17 protein-coding genes are annotated in these 20,607 nt (G+C 60.4%); 7 read left to right on the forward strand and 10 right to left on the reverse strand.

All coding sequences use genetic code 11. The features are described 5' to 3' along the window. The first annotated feature begins 2 nt into the window (after positions 1-2). Together ICA16_RS17860 and ICA16_RS17865 are read left to right on the forward strand one after the other, a co-directional pair. Positions 3-962, forward strand: coding sequence for a caspase family protein (locus ICA16_RS17860; protein ID WP_210701164.1), 960 nt, complete (start codon positions 3-5; stop codon positions 960-962). Further along, positions 962-1,447 (forward strand): toll/interleukin-1 receptor domain-containing protein, encoded by a 486-nt coding sequence (locus ICA16_RS17865; protein WP_150618012.1) that lies wholly within the window; start codon positions 962-964, stop codon positions 1,445-1,447. The genes ICA16_RS17860 and ICA16_RS17865 overlap by 1 nt, the downstream gene beginning before the upstream one ends. A gap of 258 nt (positions 1,448-1,705) precedes the next feature. Here the strand turns inward: ICA16_RS17865 and motB are convergent, their stop codons facing one another. Both motB and motA read right to left on the reverse strand, forming a co-directional pair. Further along, positions 1,706-2,782, reverse strand: a complete 1,077-nt coding sequence (gene motB, locus ICA16_RS17870) for a flagellar motor protein MotB (RefSeq protein ID WP_210701165.1) — start codon at positions 2,780-2,782, stop codon at positions 1,706-1,708. A 3-nt stretch (positions 2,783-2,785) separates the two neighbouring features. After that, positions 2,786-3,637 carry a flagellar motor stator protein MotA gene (gene motA, locus ICA16_RS17875; RefSeq protein ID WP_150594024.1) on the reverse strand — a complete coding sequence of 284 codons (852 nt, stop codon included), beginning with the start codon at positions 3,635-3,637 and terminating at the stop codon, positions 2,786-2,788. 166 nt (positions 3,638-3,803) lie between these two features. Between motA and ICA16_RS17880 the strand changes: the two genes are divergently transcribed. From ICA16_RS17880 to ICA16_RS17895, 4 genes are all read left to right on the forward strand, one after another. Beyond that, positions 3,804-5,342: an HDOD domain-containing protein gene (locus tag ICA16_RS17880; protein ID WP_210701166.1), complete on the forward strand. Its 1,539-nt coding sequence runs from the start codon at positions 3,804-3,806 to the stop codon at positions 5,340-5,342. Positions 5,343-5,384: 42 nt separating this feature from the next. Continuing rightward, positions 5,385-6,200: a thiosulfate sulfurtransferase gene (rhdA, locus tag ICA16_RS17885; protein ID WP_150618015.1), complete on the forward strand. Its 816-nt coding sequence runs from the start codon at positions 5,385-5,387 to the stop codon at positions 6,198-6,200. An 18-nt stretch (positions 6,201-6,218) separates the two neighbouring features. Further along, positions 6,219-7,079, forward strand: a complete 861-nt coding sequence (gene asd / locus ICA16_RS17890) for an archaetidylserine decarboxylase (protein ID WP_210701167.1) — start codon at positions 6,219-6,221, stop codon at positions 7,077-7,079. Positions 7,080-7,235: 156 nt separating this feature from the next. After that, complete coding sequence (locus tag ICA16_RS17895) at positions 7,236-8,990, forward strand: molecular chaperone (RefSeq protein WP_210701168.1); 1,755 nt, start codon at positions 7,236-7,238, stop codon at positions 8,988-8,990. 164 nt (positions 8,991-9,154) lie between these two features. Here the strand turns inward: ICA16_RS17895 and serB are convergent, their stop codons facing one another. Beyond that, the gene (gene serB / locus ICA16_RS17900) at positions 9,155-10,369 is read right to left on the reverse strand and encodes a phosphoserine phosphatase SerB (protein WP_150617558.1); all 1,215 of its coding nucleotides are present in this window, start codon (positions 10,367-10,369) and stop codon (positions 9,155-9,157) included. Positions 10,370-10,503: 134 nt separating this feature from the next. On the opposite strand from serB, the gene ICA16_RS17905 reads away from it, so the two are divergent. Continuing rightward, positions 10,504-12,015, forward strand: a complete 1,512-nt coding sequence (locus ICA16_RS17905) for an AhpA/YtjB family protein (RefSeq protein ID WP_150602654.1) — start codon at positions 10,504-10,506, stop codon at positions 12,013-12,015. Between the two features lie 258 nt (positions 12,016-12,273). Here ICA16_RS17905 and ICA16_RS17910 read toward each other — a convergent pair whose 3' ends face one another. From ICA16_RS17910 to cpdA, 7 genes are all read right to left on the reverse strand, one after another. Next, positions 12,274-12,987 (reverse strand): PqiC family protein, encoded by a 714-nt coding sequence (locus ICA16_RS17910; RefSeq protein WP_150602655.1) that lies wholly within the window; start codon positions 12,985-12,987, stop codon positions 12,274-12,276. Positions 12,988-13,163: 176 nt separating this feature from the next. Further along, positions 13,164-15,428, reverse strand: a complete 2,265-nt coding sequence (parC, locus tag ICA16_RS17915) for a DNA topoisomerase IV subunit A (protein ID WP_150602656.1) — start codon at positions 15,426-15,428, stop codon at positions 13,164-13,166. Between the two features lie 7 nt (positions 15,429-15,435). Beyond that, entirely contained in the window at positions 15,436-15,960 is a 525-nt protein-coding gene (locus ICA16_RS17920; RefSeq protein WP_042557359.1) for a retropepsin-like aspartic protease family protein, read from the reverse strand. Beyond that, the gene (locus ICA16_RS17925; protein WP_210701169.1) at positions 15,957-16,946 is read right to left on the reverse strand and encodes an esterase-like activity of phytase family protein; all 990 of its coding nucleotides are present in this window, start codon (positions 16,944-16,946) and stop codon (positions 15,957-15,959) included. The genes ICA16_RS17920 and ICA16_RS17925 overlap by 4 nt, the downstream gene beginning before the upstream one ends. Beyond that, complete coding sequence (gene parE, locus ICA16_RS17930; RefSeq protein WP_150602659.1) at positions 16,946-18,850, reverse strand: DNA topoisomerase IV subunit B; 1,905 nt, start codon at positions 18,848-18,850, stop codon at positions 16,946-16,948. The genes ICA16_RS17925 and parE overlap by 1 nt, the downstream gene beginning before the upstream one ends. A gap of 41 nt (positions 18,851-18,891) precedes the next feature. Then, positions 18,892-19,500: a YqiA/YcfP family alpha/beta fold hydrolase gene (locus ICA16_RS17935; protein WP_150617555.1), complete on the reverse strand. Its 609-nt coding sequence runs from the start codon at positions 19,498-19,500 to the stop codon at positions 18,892-18,894. Positions 19,501-19,725: 225 nt separating this feature from the next. Continuing rightward, positions 19,726-20,541 carry a 3',5'-cyclic-AMP phosphodiesterase gene (gene cpdA / locus ICA16_RS17940; RefSeq protein ID WP_150617554.1) on the reverse strand — a complete coding sequence of 272 codons (816 nt, stop codon included), beginning with the start codon at positions 20,539-20,541 and terminating at the stop codon, positions 19,726-19,728. Between the last annotated feature and the right edge of the window lie 66 nt (positions 20,542-20,607).

Here is a 20,607-nt window from a genome sequence, read left to right on the forward strand (position 1 = left end):
CCATGCGCAAGGGACTGTTTATCGGGATCAACGACTACAAACACATCTCGCGCTTGAGCGGGTGCAGCAATGACGCCATGGCCATGGCATCCGTACTGAGGACCGACGCCAATGGCGACCCCAACTTCAAGAACGTGGTGCTGACGTCCGCCGAGGATCACTTGAGCAGGGAGAAACTCGAAGACCAGATTCGCGAACTGTTTTCCGGTGACTGCAACGTCGCGCTGCTGTACTTCGCCGGGCATGGCGGCTTCGACACTGACAATGATGAAGGCATGCTGCTGCCTCAGGATTTCCGTAACCCCAAGGACGGCATCCGCATCAGCGACATCCTCAACTGGGCAGCCAAAGCGACCAGGATCAAAAACAAGGTGATCATCCTCGACTGCTGCCAAAGCGGCGCGGCCGGCGAGGTGCGCGCGTTGCGCAGTGAAAGCAGCGTGGTCGGTGAAGGCATGACGATTCTGACCGCGTGCAAAAAGGAAGAGCCGGCCATGGAAGGCGCGCAACACGGTGTGTTCACCGGGCTGCTGTTGCAGGCGTTGCATGGCGGCGCAGCCAACATCCTCGGCAAGATCACCCCCGGCAGCCTCTATTCCTTCGTCGACAACGCGCTCGATGCCTGGGAGCAGCGTCCGGTGTTCAAAACCAACGTCTCGCAGTTCATTTCCCTGCGCGAAGTCTCGCCGCTGATCCCCAAGGAGATCCTGCGCAAACTGCCGGAATGGTTTGCCGAAGCCGAGTCGGTTTTCCCGCTCGATCCCAGCTACGAACCCACCGAAGTCACTTTCAATCCGGAACACGGCGAAGTCTTCGCCCAGCTGCAAAAGTGCAACCGCCACAGCCTGATAGAACCGATGGACGCCGAGCACATGTATTACGCGGCCATTCATTCCACCGGCTGCCGCCTCACCGCCCTCGGCGCCTACTACCGCGAACTCGCCCTCAAAGGACATTTCTGATGCCAGTCTTTATCAGCTACCGCCACATGGATCGCGCCCACGCGATGGCGATCAACAGCCGCCTGATCAGGGCCAACATCAAGACCTACCTTGACGTGCTGGACCCGGAATCGCAGACCACCGACGACATCACCGGGGTCATCACGCGCAACATCACCGAGTGCACGCACCTGCTGGCGGTGGTTTCGGAAAAAACCGCGTTGTCGTGGTGGGTGCCGTTTGAGATCGGCGAGGCGACGATCAGCAATCGGCGGATCTGTTCCTTCAGGACCGGGCCAGCGGAGTTGCCGTTGTATCTGGACAAATGGCCGAAGCTGAGCACGGAGAGTGATCTGGATTTCTTTATTGATGCGTATCGTGAGGAGGTGTCGAACAAGCGGTCGATGTCGTTGGAATCGATGAGTGAATCCGTCAAGGGCACCTACAAACGCAATGCCGACATGTTCCACGAACAACTGAAGAACCGGATTCGGCGCGGGTTCTGAAACATCGTCACCCTTGATGCCCCTCACCCTAACCCTCTCCCGGAGGGAGAGGGGACTGACCGAGGCGGATGTTCGAGTTACGCCGACGTGAAAGACCGAGTCGAACTCAGGTCTTGAACCGCATGAAGATCGGCTCCCTTTCCCCCTCGCCCCCTGGGGGGAGAGGGCTGGGGTGAGGGGGAAAGATCCAACGAACACAGCGAAGCACAAACCGACAGACACAAAAAAGCCGCGATCATCTCGCGGCTTTTTTGTGAATCACTGCTTCGGCGCGGGGGCCGGTGCAGTGGCCGGTGGCGCTGTCGGCACTGGCGCCGCACTGCCCGGCGCGGCCGGTTTGGGCGCGGCGTCGTCGAACAGGTTCAGCCGTTCGCGCAGCTCGTGGGCAGGCACCGGCTGCTGGTCCGCCGGCAAGGCGTTCGGGTCGACCGGGGTTGCCGGCGCGGCACCGTTCTGACCTTGTTCGGCCGGCTTCGCAGCGTCGGGGCCTTGCGCACCTTCGATGGCCGCCTGAGCCTTTTTGGTCAGCACCACGATATCGATGCGACGGTTGACCGGATTGAACGGTTTTTCCTTGTCGAACAGTGCCGACGAAGCGTAACCGACCACCCGCGCCACTTGCGCGTCGGGATAACTGCCCGCGATCAGCGCACGCCGTGCAGCGTTGGCGCGGTTGGCTGAAAGCTCCCAGTTGCCGTAATCGCCGGTGCCGATATACGGCTTGGCATCGGTGTGGCCGCTGATGCTGATCTTGTTCGGCACCGCTTTGATGGTGTCGGCCATGGCTAGCAGGATGTCTTCGAAGTACGGCTTCAGGCGCGCAGAACCCGAGTCGAACATCGGCCGGTTCTCGGCGTCCATGATCTGGATGCGCAAGCCGTTCGGCGTGATTTCGAAGAGAATCTGGTCCTTGAATTTCTGCAGTTGCGGGTTCTCGTCGACCTTGTTCTGCAGTTCTTGCAGCAACAGTTCCAGGCGTTCTTTCTCGACCATTTCGGCCATGCCTTCGACTTGCTCGGTGTCGACGGTGACCTTGTCCGGTTGCGGCTGGGACTTCACCTCGGGGTTAAGGGTGTTCTCCGGCGCCAGCGTCGGCGTACCGCCCAGATCGATGATGTATGGCGTGCCGCTTTCGGAGAAGCCGACCGGGTCTTTGAAGTAACCGGCGATAGCAATCTTCTGCTCCGGCGTTGCAGTGGACAGCAGCCACAGCACCAGGAAGAACGCCATCATCGCCGTGGCGAAGTCGGCGAAGGCGATTTTCCATGCCCCGCCGTGGTGCCCGCCGGCTATGCGCTTGACGCGCTTGATGATAATCGGCTGATTATTTTCCATGACTTAGCGACCGCGAACCGCTTGTTCGAGCTCGGCAAAGCTTGGACGGTGGGCCGGGTACAGAACCTTGCGACCGAACTCCACCGCCAGCGATGGCGGCATGCCGGAAGCGGAAGCCACCAGCGAAGCTTTAATGGCTTCATACACGTTCAGCTCTTCCTTGGCATCGTGGGCCAGGGAATGCGCCAACGGACCGAAGAAGCCGTAGGCGGCGAGAATACCGAAGAAGGTACCGACCAGTGCCGCACCAACGTGCAGGCCGATGGATTTCTGATCGCCTTCACCCAAGGAGGCCATGGTCACCACGATACCGAGTACCGCCGCAACGATACCGAAACCCGGCATGGCGTCGGCAATGCCGTTCACCGCGTGAGATGGGTGCTCGAGGTCTTCCTTGAGGCTGTACAGCTCCATGTCGAACAGGCCTTCCAGCTCGTGCGGAGCCATGTTGCCGGAGGACATGATGCGCAGGTAGTCGCAGATAAACGCGGTCATGCGTTCATCTTTAAGCACCGCCGGGTACTTGGCGAAGATCGGGCTCGCGGCGGCATCTTCGATGTCGCCCTCGATGGCCATCATGCCTTCGCGGCGGCTCTTGTTGAGGATCTCGTAGATCAGCCCCAGCACTTCCAGATAGAAAGTGTGGGTGAAGCGCGAACTGAACATGCTCAGGGATTTCTTGAGCACGTGCATCGTCATGTAGCTGGGGTTCGCCTGGAGAAAAGCGCCCAGTGCAGCACCGCCGATGATCAACACCTCGAAAGGCTGGATCAGGGCGGCAATTTTGCCGTGGGAGAGCACGTATCCGCCGAGCACGCTCGCGAATACGACGATGATGCCGATAATTTTAGCCATAGGTAGAAAGTACTTATTTAAGTCGGGTTCAAGGTCATATTCGGAAGTTAAAAAATCTCTTCTTCTACTTATCGGCAAAACTGCGCCAGACTATAGCCAGTTCAGGCGAAAAGCCAATTTAGCCCATGCCGGGCGCGTCTACAGTCAGTGAAGATCTTGTCCAGACATGGCTAATGAAACGAACGTCCCACACGCACAACCGACCACACTCGACGGCTGGGTAAAACTGCTCGACAGCGTTCTACTGCCCGTACCGCAGGAGGCGCACGACAAGGTCTGCCGCGCGATCCGCGACAATCGCAGCTCGCTTCGCGACATCGCCGACCTGATGCAAGACAGCCCGGCGCTGGCCTTGAGCATCATCCGTGAGGCCAATCGTCACACCCACGGCAACATGGCCACGCCGGCAGAAAATCTCGAAGTGGCGATCAATCGCCTCGGCCTCGCCCGCACCGAAGAATTGCTCGCGCGCCTGCCCGCCGTTCCGCAGATGCAGATCCCCAAGGCCCTGCGCCAACTGCAAATGATCAGCCAGCACGCCACGCAACAGGCCAACGGTTTTTTTGCCAGTCGCCTGGCGCGGCTGTGGCAGGACATTCATTGGGGCAGCCTGTTGTTCCTCTCGCCGCTGTGGCCGCTGGCGCTGACTTACCCGCAATTGCTTGAAGAGTGGGAGCTGCGGGTGATCCACAAGGGCGAATCGGCACGCACCGTCGAGAAGCAATTGTTTGGCGTGCGTCTGCTGGCAATCGCGCAAGCACTGGTGGCCGTCTGGCACCTGCCAATCTGGGTGCAACAGGGCTATAAACTGCTGCTCAGCGAGCACCGAGAACTGGTCAAAGTGTTGCGCATCGCCCGCGACAGCGAGCATCCGCTACGCCAGCAAAACCGTCTGGACGATGATCCGACTCTGCGCCGCTGGCTCAATCAGCCAGCCAATACCGTGTTGCTGGCCAACGGCCTGGCGCTGTCGGCGCAGCAGGCGTGGGACAGCCCGCACAGCGAGCGCTGGCAGTACCTGACCAGTCTTTATCTGCAGATTCCGATGGACGAGGTGCAACAACAGCTGCACCAGCAAGCCGCCAACAGTGCGCGTCAGCATGCGATGCCTGACCTGTGGCACCCGGCGGTGTCGTTGCTGTGGCCGTGGGGCACGCGTCGCTTGCCCGCTGGCATGCTGCCTGCGGCGGCGCCCAATGCCGAAGATTTGACCCAGTGGCGCCGGCAATGCGCCGAATTACTGGCAGAGCCGAGTCGCTTCACCAATGCCATGAGCCTGACCGTCGCCGCCCGCGACGCGCTAGTGGCCAGCGGCATGCGGCGGGTGATGATCCTGATGGCTGATCGCACGCAGTCGAACTTGCGCGTGCATCAAACCGTTGGCCTGCCGAAAGAAGCTGCGGCGCTGAATTTCGTCGTCAGCCAGAGCAAGGTCCTGCAACGACTGCTCGCGCAGCAGGCACAGGTGCGGATCAATCCAGAGAACAACGCGCAATTCTCCGCATTGTTGCCGGCGGGCCTGCGCACGTTGTTCCGTGGCGAGCATCTGTTCCTGCGCTCACTGGTCAATAACGGCCGGGTGATCATGATCGTCGTCGCCGATCAGGGCGGCGGGCCGTTCGCCGATATCACCGTACAAGCCTTTGGCAAAACCGCGCAGTGCATCGAAAAAGCCCTGCACAGCTTTAGCAGCCGTGGCCGATGAGGCTGCGCTACAATCCCCCCCTTTGTGCTCTGGAGACCTCACATGTCTGACTTCTCTGGCTTGCCGCTCGTTATCGAACCGAGCGACCTGCTCCCTCGCCTCGATGCCAGCGAACTCATCCTGGTGGACCTGACCAGTCCCGCCCGCTATGCCGAAGGTCATCTGCCCGGCGCACGCTTTGTCGATCCGAAACGCACCCAGCTCGGCCAACCGCCAGCACCGGGCCTGATGCCGGCGAAAGCCGATCTGGAAGCGTTGTTCGGTGAGCTGGGGCACCGCAAGGACGCGGTCTACGTGGTCTACGACGACGAGGGCGGCGGCTGGGCCGGGCGCTTCATCTGGCTGCTCGACGTGATCGGTCACGACAAATATCACTATATAGATGGCGGTCTGCCGGCGTGGCTGGCGGAAGGTTCGCCGATGTCGATCCAGGTGCCACCCGCCGTCGGTGGGCCGGTCGCGCTGACTCTGCATGAAGAGCCGACCGCCACTCGCGAATACCTGCAAAGCCGTCTCGGCGCTGCCGATCTGGCGATCTGGGATGCACGCGGGCCGCTGGAGTATTCCGGCGAGAAGGTTTTGGCTGCCAAGGCAGGCCATATTCCCGGCGCGGTCAATTTCGAATGGACTGCCGGCATGGACAAGGCGCGTCAGTTGCGCATTCGCACTGACATGCCGCAGATCCTCGAAGACCTGGGGATCACCAAGGACAAAGAAATCATTACCCACTGCCAGACCCATCACCGGTCGGGCTTCACCTATCTGGTGGCCAAGTCCCTCGGTTATCCGCGGGTCAAAGGCTACGCCGGTTCCTGGGGCGAATGGGGCAACCACCCTGACACGCCAGTCGAGATTTAAGGTTTTTAAGGACAACTAATGAAAGAGCGTCTGTTTATCCTCAGCCAGTACCTGCTGCCTCATCACCTGCTGTCGCGCCTGGCCGGCTGCGTCGCCGAGTGCCGCGTGCCGTGGTTCAAGAATGCCTTCACCACCTGGTTCGCCAAGCGCTATCAAGTCGATATGTCGCAAGCGCTGGTTGAAGACGTAACCGCTTACGAGCACTTCAACGCCTTCTTCACCCGTGCTCTGAAAGACGGCGCGCGGCCGTTGGACGAAACCCCGGGCGCGATCCTCAGCCCGGCCGACGGTGCGATCAGCCAACTCGGCCCGATCGAACACGGTCGCGTGTTCCAGGCCAAGGGCCACAGTTTCAGCGTGCTGGAGCTGCTCGGCGGTGACGCGGCCAATGCGGCGCCGTTCATGGGCGGCGAGTTCGCGACTGTTTACCTGTCGCCGAAGGACTACCACCGCGTGCACATGCCGCTGGCCGGCACCCTGCGCGAAATGGTTTATATCCCCGGCCGAATCTTCTCGGTCAACCAGACCACCGCCGAAAACGTCCCGGAATTGTTCGCCCGCAACGAGCGTGTGGCGTGCATTTTCGACACCGAGCGCGGGCCGATGGCTGTCGTGCTGGTCGGCGCAATGATCGTTGCTTCGATCGAAACCGTCTGGGCCGGTCTGGTCACGCCGCCCAAGCGTGAGCTGAAAACCTTCCGCTACGACGAAGCCGCCCGTGCACCGATTCATCTGGAAAAAGGCGCGGAACTGGGTCGCTTCAAGCTGGGTTCTACCGCGATCGTGCTGTTCGGCCCTGATCAAGTGAAGTGGACTGAAGAACTGGTTGCCGGTTCGCCAGTGCAGATGGGCCAGGGTCTGGCACTGCCGAAAGCCTGATCCGACGAAACACGCCGATCCCCTGTAGGAGCTGCCGAAGGCTGCGATCTTTTGATCTTGGTTCTAAATACAAGATCAAAAGATCGCAGCCTTCGGCAGCTCCTACAGTGTTCGCCGTAGCGACAGACCCCAATTTTTGCTGCTATGGTTTTTGGCATGAGCCAAACCATCTCTCCTCCGCAACTACGCGCCACCACCCCGACGCAAACGCGCCTGTCGTTTTGCGAAGCCACCCCGCGCGATCTCAAGCGCTGGATCGCCGGCCTGCCCAAGGCCAACATCGGCGAAACTGCCCGTCAGTTGTACCAGGGCCTCGGCGAACTCAACCTATTGCTGACCCCCAGCGACAATCGCCTGCAACTGCTGGAGCTGCTGCGTCCCGAGGTGTATTTCGTCTGCCAGCATCTGGAGCGGCACTTTCTGCATCAGGCGATCATGCTCGACGAGCGTTCACGCAAGATCAGCAACTTGTGTCAGGCGCTGCAAAGTCATCTGGCCATCGGCTACAAGCAGATCGTGCTGCGCATCGCGCCGAAATACAGCAAGGATCGTGCGGCATTGGTCAGCCAGGCCCTGCAACGGGCGACCCATGCACTCAAAGGCCAACTGGTGCGCGCGACGCAGCTGTACAGCTCGCCGCCAGAGCATCTGTGGTTCGAGCTGCATCAGCTGTATCGCACCGCGTGTGCATTGCAGCTGCAACAACGTCGTGTACACGATGATCTCGCCAGCCTGACGCCCGAACTGAGTGTCGAACAAACCTACCTCGCCACACTGTTATTGGGCAGTGCCCGTTGCAATCAACTGCGCCAGAACCAGATCGCCCGGCTCGCGGAAGTCCTGGAGCCGTGGAGCGCGCTGCTCAAGCTCTATCCCGGCAGCCCGGACGATGGCTTGTTTGCGGTCAGCGCTGAAATCGACGCCGGCCCGCGCTATCGCAGTATGTTCCGCAACGAGCAAAAGGCCGGACTGCTCGGCTTTGATCCTCAGCTATTGGTGAATGCCGTCGAAGCGCACCTGCTGCGCCAGCACACCTCGACGCCGCTGGCCGTACCGGCGGGGCTCAGTTTCGACACTCTGCAACATTTACACGCGACCTGGGGCCAGGCGGCCGAGCGCAGTTTCCAGCGCACAGTGGGTCAGGGCAACCTGACCGTGTGCGTCGGCATGAGCGCCCTGCACTTCTTCCTGGGCGGCGAGCGTACGTTCAGCGATCTGCTGAAACATCCCGGCGCCCGTGCGGCAAACTTCAACAGCGTGGTGGCCAAGGGTGAAAAGGACAGTTGGAGCCAGGCGTTCGACGCCGCGCCGCAGAGCAAGGCTGACGAGTTTTTACCCTACGAGGAAATCCAGTACGACCGTCTGGTCGAGGACGAAAACAGCACCGACAGCACGCCGCACTACCCGACTTATGCGTTGCCGGTAATCAATCACAGCCCCGGTGGGTATTGCCTGGGCTGGCCGCAAGAGGTGCCCACCGAGCTGCAGGCCGGAGAAATGCTCGGGATTCAGGACAGTGTGAGTCTTGGCTGGAGCATTGCGGTGATTCGCTGGATTCGTCAGGTGCGTGGCAGCGGTACGCAGATGGGCATCGAATTGGTGGCGCCGCATGCCGAGCCGTGCGGCCTGCAACTGGTGCGCTCGCGGGACGATCACAGCCATTACTTACGCGGATTGCTGTTGCCGCAGATCAGCGCGATCGATCTGCCAGCAACGTTACTGGCACCACGCTTGCCGTTTCAGGAAGGCAGCAAAGTGCTGATCAACACCCAGGGCGAAGAACACCGCGCCGGTCTGGATCGACGGGTGGCGAGTACGCACAGCTTCAATCAGTTTGCTTATCGATCGCTGGAGGCCGCGCAGAATGGCGGGAGCGAGGAGGATTTTGATTCTCTTTGGAAGTCGCTTTAAAAACAAAAGATCGCAGCCTTCGGCAGCTCCTACAGGGAAATACAAATTCCTGTGCAGGAGCTGCCGCAGGCTGCGATCTTTTGATCTTTAGTTCACAGCAAATACAGAGGCAATACCCATCCCCTGTAGGAGCTGCCGCAGGCTGCGATCTTTTGATCGTTAAATCACAGCTGCCCGTCGCGATCGCGGAAACCCAGCAGATACAGCACGCCATCCAGACCCAAGGTCGAGATCGCCTGTTTCGCCGACTGTTTGACCAGCGGTTTGGCGCGGAACGCCACACCCAACCCGGCAATCGCCAGCATCGGCAGGTCATTCGCGCCGTCGCCGACCGCGATGGTTTGCTCCAGACGCAAACCTTCCTTGTGCGCCAACTCTTTCAGCAGATCAGCCTTGCGCTGCGCATCGACAATCGGCTCGATTGCCACGCCGGTGCACTTGCCGTCGACCACTTCCAGTTCGTTGGCGAACACGTAATCGATGCCGAGCTTGGCCTGCAACTGCTTGGCGAAGTAGGTGAAGCCGCCAGACAGGATGGCGGTCTTGTAGCCCAGACGCTTGAGTTCGGCGAACAGGGTTTCGGCGCCTTCGGTCAGGCGCAGCGAAGCACCGATCGAATCCAGCACGCTGACGTCGAGGCCTTTTAGCAACGCCAGACGCTCTTTGAAACTCTCACGGAAATCCAGTTCGCCGGCCATGGCGCGCTCGGTGATCTGCGAAACCTGCTCGCCAACACCGGCGGCCTTGGCCAGTTCGTCGATGACTTCGGCTTCAATCAGCGTCGAGTCCATGTCGAACACCGCCAGGCGACGGTTACGGCGGAACAGCGAATCTTCCTGGAAGGCGATGTCGACGTTCAGTTCCTGCGCGACACTGAGGAATTCAGCACGCAACGCCTGCGGATCGGCCGCTTCGCCACGCACGGAAAACTCGATGCAGCCCTTGCCCTTGTCGGCCGGGGTGTCCAGCGGCATGCGACCCGACAGACGGTCAATGTGATCGATGTTCAGGCCGTATTTGGCAGTGATCGAACTGACAGCCTGCAATTGGCCGGCCGTCACTTTGCGGGTCAACAGGGTGACGATGTGGCGTTTCTTGCCCTGATTGCCCACCCATTGCTGGTAATCCTCTTCCGACACCGGAGTGAAGCGCACCTGCTGGTCGAGCTCGTAGCCCTTGAACAGGATGTCCTTGAGCACGGATTTGCCTTGCTCGGAGTCGGGAATTTCAACCAGGATGCCGAACGACAGGGTGTCGTGGATCACCGCCTGACCGATGTCGAGAATGTTCACGCCACCTTGGGCCAGAACACCCGTAATGGCCGCCGTCAGACCAGGACGGTCGACTCCCGTGATGTTAATCAGGACGATTTCGCGCAACGCGCACCCCCGCAACTGGAAAAAAACCGCATTCTACGCACTTTCAGTGACCATCGGGCACAGCGAGCGCTTTGCCGGTCTAGGGCCTGTCGCTATACTGCGCGTCAACTTCACGGACAAAAGAGCCGAGCTCAGTGAACCGGCCTACGCCAGTTAAAACCGATAACTTCTTCCTGCTGATCTTCCGTGCACTGCGCCACCGCCGTGTACCGATTGCATTGCGCATTGCCAGCCATAACGTGATCCTGGTCGCTCTGGCCCTGGTGATCTATGCCGGCGTGATGGGTTTGCAATTCAAGCAGGCCATGCACGAGCAGGCCGATGCGCTGGGCGAAAGCCTGACCACGCAGACCGCCACCTCCGCCACGGAGCTGTTGGTGTCCAACGACATCCTCAGCCTCAACGTGCTGCTCAATAACCTGACCAAGAACAAACTGGTGGCCCACGCGGCTATCTATAGCGTGGATAACCGCATCCTCGCCGAATCCGGTCAGCGCCCCAAGCACAGCCTGTTGGGCGAAGCCGAGGGCATGTACGAGAGCAAGATCACTTTTCAGGACGTGACGGCCGGGCAACTGCGCATCAGCCTGGACATGGATCAGTTCCAGCAGCCAATGACCATCAGCTTGCAGAGCATGGGCATTCTCAGTGCAATTCTGTTGGCGCTGTCGCTGGCCTTGAGCCTGCGCATGGGCCGCTATCTGTCCACACCGTTGCTGCAATTACGCGTCTGGCTGCGCCGGATCGACGAGCACACGCCGGGCATAGAGCGTCAGGATGAAATTGGCGATCTGGCCCGTCAGCTGCACGCCAACTACGCGCCGGAACCTGCGCCCGAGCCTGAGCCGGAACCTGAATTCGAGGACGAGGACGACGAGCCGGAGTTCGAAGTACGCAATCTGCGCGACCCGAGCTTTGACGAAACCCGCCCGTTGGCCGCGCACAAGCCTGCTCCGCGCCATGTGGTCAGCACCGTCGAAGACGATGATGACGACGACGCGTTCGCCGACCTGCGCGACGAGTCTTTGACTGCTGTCGCGCCACCGGCCGTGCGCAAAGCGACGCCGAACGTACCGCAACACACCGCCGTGCTGGCGGTGCAATTGGGCTCGCAAGAGCAACTGCGCCGTTTGCCTCGGGCACGTCTGGAAGAATTGCAGGCGCGCTACCGCGACTGCCTGGATCAAGCCGCTTCGTTGTACCAGGGCGAAATCGAAACCCTGAACGACGGCAGCACGCTGATGCTGTTCCACACCGAAGACAGCGGCGACGACTACCTGACCAACGCGATCTGCTGCGGCGAGTTGCTGCGCGCACTGGGTCATCAATTGCAGATAGAAGTCGCCGACAGCGGCATCACCCTGCAATTGCAGCTGGGCCTGACCCTTGGCGATGAGTTGTTCGGTTTGAGCCAGATCGATCTGCTGCTGACTGATTCGGCGCAGGATGCCCTGGCCCTGTCGCAACACAGCCGCAACCTGCTGCTGGTCGAGCGCAAGATCAGTGATGACGCGCTGATCCGTCAGCGTGCGCGGATCCGCCCGATTGCCAGCCCTGAGGGCGCTTGCTGCGTAGAGCGGTTGATGGAGCCTTATCCATCGATGCTGGAACGGCAACTGGCGCGGATGCATGAGCGTCGGGCTTAAGCCCTAGCCCTGATGCACAGAAGCCCGCAGACGAGTGATTGTCTGCGGGCTTTTTTGTGGTCACCTGAAAGGATCTTCGAACGCGGAATCGGATCGTGTAGGAGCTGCGGCACGCTGCGATCTTTTGATCTTGATCCTGAAGACCAGATCAAAAGATCGCAGCCTTCGGCAGCTCCTACAGGGCTCGCGTGTGTTATTCGTTCGTCCAGACACAACAAAGCCCGCACATGGCGGGCTCTGTCTTGACTCGATCCAGCCTTAGAAGCGAAACACTTCCATGTCTGTACGAATCGGCGATGCCATCGGGATCTTCGGCTGCTTCTCGGCTTCCTCGGCCCGCGCTGCGGGTTTCTGCGCCGCTTTACGCGGTGCTTCTGCCACAGGAGGCTGATTGGCCAATGGCTTGAGCGCTACCGACAGTTGCTCGGCCAGACGCTGCAACAGAATGCCTTGCGCCTTCACCTGCGACGCCGTGCTTCCCAGATGCAACTCTTGCAGATGAACAATGCGGTTATCGCGCACCTTGCCGCGACGGTCGATCAAGCGCCATTGCGCATCGAGAATCGCCGGTTGCTTCGCACCGGAGTCCAGACGCGTGATGGTCAGCAACACCTGCACATCCGGGGTGAACCCGCCAGTGGCCGGTGCCAGAACGACACGCTGGCTGTCCAGATGACCGGAAACCTGACGCATCAGCAACTGATCAATATCCGACGAAAGGCTACCAGCCCAACGACCATCGGTCGCCGCTTGCAGGCTGCCATCCGGCTGACGTTGCAACAGGGTCTCACGTTGCAGGTAATCGGCTACGACTACCGGGCCCAGTAAAACCGCCATGCCCGCGCTTTGCGCGGGCTGAACCGGACTTCCGCTGTCCAGTTGATACAGCGACACCGGCTGGTGAACGCTGCAACCCGCCAGGCCAAGAACGCCAGCGAGTAACAAAATAAGTGGAAGGCGCAGCGCAGTCATCATCCCGTCCAGGTGGCCGCCACAAAGCTGACCACAGTGAAAATACTCAATAAATATGAAGAACGCTCGGCCACGCCGGCGCTTGAAAGGCCATATCATCCGTGAATATGCGTTCCGACTCCAGCGCCAAAGCGTCGATCTACGCGTTAAATCGTAGATCGAGCTCTCTAGGACGCCTAATTGAGGTTTTCGACGAGCAGCGCATCGACCCGCTGGAAGCCACGCGGAAGCTTGTTACCACGACGTCCGCGCTCACCTTTGTAGTGTTCGAGGTCGTCGGCCTTCAGCGACAACGTGCGTTTTCCGGCCTGCAACACCAGGGTGGAGCCTTCCGGAATGACCGCGATGTCCGTGACATATTCTTCGCGACTGGCGACACGCTCACCGGGAATACCGATGATCTTGTTGCCTTTGCCCTTACCTAATTGTGGCAGATCGCTGATTTTGAAGATCAGCAGGCGACCTTCGGTCGTGACCGAGGCCAGCCAGTTGTGCTCACGATCAGCCACCGGCCGTGGCGCGATGACTTTAGCGTTGTTCGGCAGGCTCAACAGCGCCTTGCCGGCCTTGTTCTTGGCTTGCAGGTCTTCACCTTTAACCACGAAGCCATACCCGGCGTCGGAAGCGATCACGTACAACGCATCGTCTTCGGGCATCAGCACGCATTCAAACGTCGCACCCGGTGGCGGTGTCAGACGACCGGTCAACGGTTCGCCCTGGCCACGCGCCGACGGCAACGTGTGCGCAGCGACCGAATAGCTGCGGCCGGTGGAGTCAATCACCACGGCAGACTGGTTGGAGCGCCCCGCCGCCGAGGTCTTGAAGCCGTCGCCAGCCTTGTAAGACAGGCCGGTGGCGTCGATGTCGTGACCCTTGGCAGAACGGATCCAGCCTTTTTCCGAGAGCACGACGGTGACTTTCTCGTTCGGCAGCAGATCGTGCTCGGTCAGCGCTTTGGCTTCGGCGCGCTCGACGATTGGCGAGCGGCGGTCGTCGCCATAGGTCTCTGCATCCTTGATCAGCTCGGTGCGCACCAGTTTCTTCAACTTGGCTTCGCTGCCCAGCAGGGCTTGCAGCTTGGCTTGCTCCTTGAGCAGTTCGTCCTGCTCGTCGCGCAGCTTCATCTCTTCCAGTCGCGCCAATTGACGCAGACGGGTGTCGAGAATGTAGTCAGCCTGAATTTCGCTGAGGGCGAAACGCTCGATCAGCTTGAGCTTCGGGTGTTCCTCGGTACGGATGATGTGAATCACTTCATCCAGGTTGAGGTAGGCAATCAACAAACCGTCCAACAGGTGCAGGCGACGCTCGACCTTGTCGAGGCGGAATTGCAGGCGGCGACGTACGGTCTGCACGCGGAACTCCAGCCATTCGACCAGCAATGCGCGCAGGTTTTTCAGCTGCGGCTTGCCATCCAGACCGATGATGTTGACGTTGACCCGGTAGGTCGACTCCAGCTCGGTGCTGGCGAACAGATGCTGCATCAATGCTTCGTGATCGACGCGGCTGTTGACCGGAATGATCACGATGCGGCACGGGTTTTCGTGGTCGGACTCGTCACGCAGGTCAGCAATCTGCGGCGCTTTCGACGGTTTGGCCTGCATCAGCGCGGCGATCTGCTCCAGCACTTTGGCCCCGGAGACCTGATGCGGCAGCGCGGTGACGATGATGTCGCCGTCCTCGACGTGGTACACGGCGCGCATGCGCACCGAGCCCTTGCCGGTTTCGTACATTTTCAGCAGGTCGGCGCGCGGTGTGATGATTTCCGCTTCGGTCGGATAATCCGGGCCCTGAATGTGTTCACAGAGCTGTTCAACCGTGGCTTTCGGCTCATCAAGCAGGCGCACGCACGCGGTCGCGACTTCGCGCAGGTTATGCGGCGGTACGTCGGTGGCCATGCCCACGGCGATACCGGTGGTGCCGTTGAGCAAAATGTTGGGCAGGCGCGCCGGCAACACCAGCGGCTCCTGCAGGGTGCCGTCGAAGTTCGGGCCCCAGTCCGCGGTGCCTTGGCCCAGTTCGCTGAGCAGCACTTCGGAATAGCGCGACAAACGCGCTTCGGTATAACGCATGGCAGCGAAGGACTTGGGATCATCCGGCGCACCCCAGTTGCCCTGGCCGTCGACCAGCGTGTAGCGATAGCTGAACGGCTGGGCCATCAACACCATCGCTTCGTAGCACGCCGAGTCGCCGTGCGGGTGGAACTTGCCGAGCACGTCGCCGACGGTACGCGCCGATTTCTTGTGCTTGGAATCGGCGTCCAGGCCCAACTCGCTCATCGCGTAGATGATCCGCCGCTGTACCGGTTTCAGGCCGTCGCCGATATGCGGCAGGGCACGGTCCATGATCACGTACATGGAGTAGTTGAGGTAGGCACTTTCGGTGAAGTCAGCCAGCGAGCGGCGTTCAACACCGTCCAGGCTAAGATCAAGGGGATTGCTCATGCAGGCCTCATCGGTTCGTTGTCTGGCGCAGCAGCATGGTGCCACCGCGCTGAGTAAATTCAAGTTTGTTCAGGGCGCTCATGCCGAGCAGCACCTGATCACCATGCAACCCCGGCGCCACCAGCGCGCGGACATCCCGCAGCACGATGTCGCCCAGTTGCAGGCGAGCGATTTTTGTACGATAGCCCTGGCTCAGGCCATTGGCCGTGCTCAGGGTCACACCGAAACCTTCTTCCAGCTTCAAACGCTTGGCCAGATCCGCCGGGATCGCTACATCGGTCGCGCCGGTGTCGAGCATGAACTCAACCGGTTCGCCGTTGATCTGACCGCTGGCGACAAAGTGCCCTTGGGCATTGCTCGCCAGTTTCACTTCGATAAATCCTGCGCCCTGCTCCGAACTCACGACGACGTTCGGATTCTGCTGGCGTTGTTCCCACTGACCAAAAAACCGCGTCGCCAGAAACAGTGCCGCACACCAGGCCAGAATCATCAGTACCCGGCCGGCGCGCTTGCCCGGCGGTTGCTGGCTCATGGCTTGGCGCTCCAGCCACCTTCCGGCGCGGCGAAGCGCCAGACAATCGGGCGGTTCTCGCCATCGGCACGCGGGCCGAAATTATTGTCGACGCCAATCCACGCGCCTTCAGCATCAACGATCAACGCTTCTTCCAGCCCATAGTTCTGTGAATAGCGGCGGTTTTTCTGCAAAAGTTCGGCGGCATACGACCAGCAGCGCTCGACCTTGGCCGTCAGCGAATCGCGACGGCAAATCTGGAAGGCATTGCGCTCGAGGGTGAACAGCTTGCCGTTGAACAATGACAGGTCGGAAAAATCCCGGTCGACCGCTTTGGCTTTGGGAAACTGCGCCGGCTGCATTTCCTTGCCGCCTTCGCTCACCAACACACAGCGTCCGTCGCAGTCCCACACCGTCTGCTGGCGCTTGATCAACAGCAAGCCACGGCTTTGGCGCTCGGCAGCCAACCACATCTGATCGCCCGCCGGATTGATCGCCAGACCTTCGAATATCGCGTTGAATTTCTGCAACATGCCCTTGGCTCGCGCTTCGCGAACCAGCATCGGCGAGATCTTCAGCCAGTTTGCCGGGCCGCTGACAGGCAACTGCAACACCGCTGCATGCCCCTCGCTGACGAGGTAGCGATTGCCGGCGCTGTCGCAGCTGATGCCTTCGAAATCCAGATCGCCGCCGCGCACGAACGACGCTGCCCAGTTGCGCGAACGCAAACCCCACGGCAACCCGGTCTCGGGCAATTGTGGCACGTCGATGTGCACGGTTTCGGCCTGCCAGGCGGTTTGCCGCGTATCGAGGCGATAGATCTGATCATCGTCGCGGTCGGACACCGTCCACAACTCGTTGCCACACTGCGCCAGCCCCGACAGGTTGCCGCCGCGCATGCCGTCTACCGGATGTTCGGACAGCACGCGCAACTCCGGCACCGGCTCGGCAAACGCCGAAACAGAGCTCAGGAGTAACGCACACGCCAGGGCAAAGCCAACCCGCATCAACCAAGAACCTCGGCCAGGTTGCCTTTGGATTCCAGCCACGACTTGCGATCGCCGGCGCGTTTTTTCGCCAGCAACATGTCCATCATTTCCGAGGTTGCGTCGAAGTCTTCCAGGGTCAACTGCACCAGACGCCGAGTGTTCGGGTCCATGGTGGTTTCACGCAGTTGCGGCGGGTTCATTTCACCCAGACCTTTGAATCGGGTGACCTGTGGCTTGCCGCGTTTCTTCTCGGCGACCAGACGGTCGAGAATGCCGTCGCGCTCAGCCTCGTCGAGGGCGTAGTAGATCTCTTTGCCCAGGTCGATGCGGTACAGCGGTGGCATCGCGACGTAGACGTGACCGGCATCCACCAGCGGGCGGAAATGCTGGACGAACAACGCGCAGAGCAAGGTTGCGATGTGCAGACCGTCGGAGTCGGCGTCGGCGAGGATGCAGATTTTGCCGTAGCGCAGTTGGGCGATGTCGGCCGAGCCTGGATCGACACCGATGGCCACGGCGATGTTGTGCACTTCCTGACTGGCGAGCACTTCGCTGCCGTCGACTTCCCAGGTGTTGAGGATCTTGCCGCGCAACGGCAGGATCGCCTGGAATTCCTTGTCCCGCGCTTGCTTGGCGGAACCGCCGGCGGAATCACCTTCGACCAAAAACAGTTCGGAACGCATCGGATCCTGCCCGGCGCAGTCGGCCAGTTTGCCCGGCAGTGCCGGCCCCTGGGTGACGCGTTTGCGCTCGACTTTCTTGCTCGCTTTCAGACGACGGCCGGCGTTGTTGATCGCCAGTTCGGCCAGCGCCAGACCGGTTTCCGGGTTGGCGTTGAGCCACAGGCTGAACGCGTCCTTGACCACACCGGAAACAAACGCCGCCGCTTCACGGGACGACAGACGCTCTTTGGTCTGGCCGGAGAATTGCGGCTCTTGCATCTTCATCGACAGAACGAAGGCAATGCGCTCCCAGACGTCTTCCGGCGCCAGCTTCACGCCGCGCGGCAGCAGACTGCGGAATTCGCAGAATTCGCGCATCGCATCGAGCAGGCCCTGACGCAGACCATTGACGTGGGTACCACCCTGCGCCGTCGGGATCAGGTTGACATAGCTTTCCTGCACCGCGTCGCCACCTTCCGGCAGCCACAGCAATGCCCAATCGACCGCTTCTTTATTACCGGCGAAAGCGCCGCAGAACGGTTCGTCCGGCAGGCGTTCGAACTCGCTGACAGCGTCGACCAGATAGGAGCGCAGGCCGTCTTCGTAATGCCACTCGATTTTCTCGCCGGTGCCTTTGTCTTCAAAGCTGACCAGCAGGCCCGGGCACAACACAGCCTTGGCCTTGAGCACGTGCTTGAGGCGGCTGATGGAGAATTTCGGTGAGTCGAAATACTTCGGATCCGGCGCGAAATACACGCTGGTGCCGGTGTTGCGCTTGCCAACGGTGCCGACGACTTCAAGTTCGGTGGCCTTGTAGCCATCGGCGAACGTCATCTGGTACTCGTTGCCATCACGCTTCACGCGCACCCGGACTTCGGTCGACAAGGCGTTGACCACGGAAATACCCACCCCGTGCAGACCGCCGGAGAACTGGTAGTTCTTGTTGGAAAACTTGCCGCCCGCGTGGAGTTTGGTGAGGATCAGCTCAACGCCCGACACACCTTCTTCAGGGTGGATGTCGACCGGCATGCCGCGGCCATCGTCGCTGACTTCCAGCGAGTGGTCGGCGTGCAGGATGACCTGCACCGATTTGGCGTGGCCGGCCAAGGCTTCGTCGACGCTGTTGTCGATGACTTCCTGGGCGAGGTGGTTCGGCCGACTGGTGTCGGTGTACATACCGGGGCGTTTACGCACCGGGTCGAGGCCCGAGAGGACTTCGATGGCGTCGGCGTTATAAGAGCTAGCGCTGGGAGTGGCCATAGGGTCTCGTCGTCAGTCATTCATGAAATAGGGGCAAGACTTCACAGTGCGGTGAAATCGATTGCCTGATACAAATCGGCGCCAATGCCGGCAAAACTCAGCAACGCCGGCAATTGCCCGGCGAAACCCTGGAAACTGTGGTCGCCGCCGGCCTGAATGCGCAAGGCACAGGCGCGGTAATACTGCTGGGCGAGGCGATAATCCAATGTTTCATCGCCGGTCTGCAACCAGACCTGAAAACGCTGCGCATCCTGGGGCGCCGGCACTTCCAGTTCGGCCAGGGCCGCAACGTGGTCGTGGGTCAATTCCCAGGTTTCATCGGTGTACAGGTTTTTCTGCGTGCCCAGATAGCCGTCGAACATCCGGTGCGGGCTGACCGCCGGGTTGACCAGCAGGGCTTTCAGGCCATGGCGCTCGGCCAGGTGAGTCGCATAGTAGCCGCCGAGGGAGCTTCCCACCAGCAACGGCTGGCCTAGCTCGGCAATCGCCTGTTCCAACTGACCGATGGCTTCACGCGGATGGTGATGCAGGGCGGGAACACGCAATTGCTCACTCAAACCCAGCTGCTCCATCACCGCGACCAGCTGACAGGCCTTTGTCGAGGCCGGGGCGCTGTTGAAACCGTGGATATAGAGGATCGAACCGGACATTTGAGCTCCCTGGGTGTCGGCGAAAGATAGCGGAGTTTACAGGGAGTCACAGCAGGATGGGCCATACAAATGATGCCCATGCTGAGCATGTTGCCTCTTGTAGGAGCTGCCGCAGGCTGCGATCTTTTGATTGTAAAAAAACAGGATCAAAAGATCGCAGCCTTCGGCAGCTCCTACAGGGTAGCGTTAGCCGGGGGTTGGCATTAGCCGTTGGGAAAAGGAATTTCAGTACCCGTTGGAACCGTAGTCGACGGTGAAGTCGAAGCCAGTCACGCGTTCCACGCCAGTTTCCAGCCCCCCATCCGGCAACAACCGCAACCAGCGATATCCCGGCGCCTGCTCGCCGACCTTGAAGTCTTCACTCCCCGGCTCGAACTGAATACAGGTCGAAGGCGACGCCATCAAACGCACGCCATTACGCTCGCGATCAATTTCCTGATGCACGTGCCCCCACAGCACCGCCCGCGCCTGCGGAAAACGATCCAGCACTTCGAAAAACGCTTCCGGATTGCGCAAACCAATCGGCTCCATCCACGCACAACCGATCGACACCGGATGATGGTGAAAACACACCAGATGATGACGCTCCGGCGCTTCGCTCAACGAGCGGGCCAGCAGTTGCAACTGATCGTCCTGCAAATACCCCGGCACCGAACCCGGTACCGCCGAATCCAGCATCGTCACACGCCAGTTGCCGAGATCGACCACCGATTCCAGCAACGCGCTTTGCACTGCGGCCTCAGCCATGATCATGGGTTCGTCGTGGTTGCCGGGAATCCAGCGCGCCGGCGCATCGATCTGCGCGGTCATTTCACGAAATAGCTGATACGACTCCAGCGTGCCGTCCTGGGAAATATCCCCGGTGGCCAGCATCAGATCGATCCGTGGCTGCTGCTTAAGCACCAACTCGATGACTTTTTGCAGGCTGTCGCGGGTGTTCATGCCCAGCAGTGTGCCACCCGCTTCGGCGAACAGATGGCTGTCGGACAACTGCACCAGCAACGCCGGATCGGCGGTGGTCAACGTGGATACGCTCGGCAAGGCGTTCTCCCAAGGCAAAAGCACGGAATCGTTAAGTGCCGCAATTATGCTGGGGGATTACTGAAA

It is taken from the genome of Pseudomonas anatoliensis, from assembly GCF_017976235.1.
Lineage (GTDB): Bacteria > Pseudomonadota > Gammaproteobacteria > Pseudomonadales > Pseudomonadaceae > Aquipseudomonas > Aquipseudomonas anatoliensis.